The organism is uncultured Aquimarina sp. (assembly GCF_947492405.1).
Classification (GTDB): domain Bacteria; phylum Bacteroidota; class Bacteroidia; order Flavobacteriales; family Flavobacteriaceae; genus Aquimarina.
The window spans coordinates 1-1,154 of record NZ_CANLMP010000022.1; the positions used below are offsets into that span (position 1 = coordinate 1).

Annotated in this window: 2 protein-coding genes; both read right to left on the reverse strand. The window is 32.2% G+C overall.

Annotated elements, in window-relative coordinates; genetic code table 11:
- Window positions 1-80 precede the first annotated feature (80 nt).
- A complete protein-coding gene (locus Q0829_RS27480) occupies window positions 81-416 on the reverse strand; it encodes a hypothetical protein (RefSeq protein ID WP_298549293.1) in 336 nt (111 codons plus the stop codon).
- Window positions 417-489: 73 nt separating this feature from the next.
- Window positions 490-1,131 carry a hypothetical protein gene (locus tag Q0829_RS27485; RefSeq protein ID WP_298549296.1) on the reverse strand — a complete coding sequence of 214 codons (642 nt, stop codon included), beginning with the start codon at window positions 1,129-1,131 and terminating at the stop codon, window positions 490-492.
- Between the last annotated feature and the right edge of the window lie 23 nt (window positions 1,132-1,154).

Genomic DNA, 1,154 nt, shown 5'->3' on the forward strand with positions numbered 1-1,154 from the left:
TTTTTGCAAGCATTGCGCCTAACCAAATATACAAGAACCATTCGATTGATCACTTAACTGCTATGATCACATATATGGTGTTATGTGCTTGCTTTTTTTCTTTCCAGTGTTTTATTCGCAACCTCCATTATCTTTCCGGTTCCGATAACTCTAGGACCTTCTCTAAATTCAAATTCCATCCCAATTTCTAGTTTACCCTCAAATAATTGTGGAGACAAAACCGTTATTTCCGCGATAACAATTTCTCCAGGGTAGACTAATTCCGTTCCGATAAATTTTTGGTTACCGGAAGTTTGCATTTCTTCAAAGTCGAATTTAACCTGAGGTCTATATCCAGATGCTGCTGGTGTTTTACGACCACCTTGTTCAGTTGATCGATATTTCAATTCCGCTATAAAATGAGGATTTTTAATCATCTAAGGTCAATTTTAAATTTTGATTAAAGAATATTGTAATCATTATAGGGCTTTTTCTTTCGTTCGTCTAGCTTTACCATATAGGTTCCAAGTCAACCTTTGTTGCTTTGTCAATATATCTAGCGAGATTATTTTCCTTCTGTTCCAATATGTCAAATTCACAAGAGTTATTTTTTATTAATTCGATTATCAAACTAGATAATTCATTTTGGTCCAATCCGTGAAATGTTATTGGTAACTCTGTCAACTTTTCAAAAAGAAATTTCTTTTTGTAGTTTTTAGGTATTCTAAATATTAACTTACCAACTACTTCTGGAATAGTATAGGTTAATCCGAATTTCAATAAAGTATCAACTAGGATTTGTTTTTTTATTACTGAGGACACACTCAAATCAAATTTTTTCTGAATATCAAAATGAGATATTTTTTTTCTGATTTCTGCTTCTTGAGAAACCTTATTTCTAAGTTCTTTTAATGCATCACTATATACATACCTTGAACCAAATGAAAAAACTCTTTGGTCTGATTTGCTTATGAAGTTATAGCCTTGACCAATAGCCATGTCTTCAATTTTTCCAGTTTCTAAGTATTTTCGACTTTGATAGGTGAAAGCGTAAAAGTCTTCCAGGTCTTGGATACTACCCAAAATTATTCCGAAATCTTTTCCTATCTCGATAGCTATATAGTTTACCGCTTTGTCAAAATATAAATTCATTCTTCATTAGGGTTGCACATAAC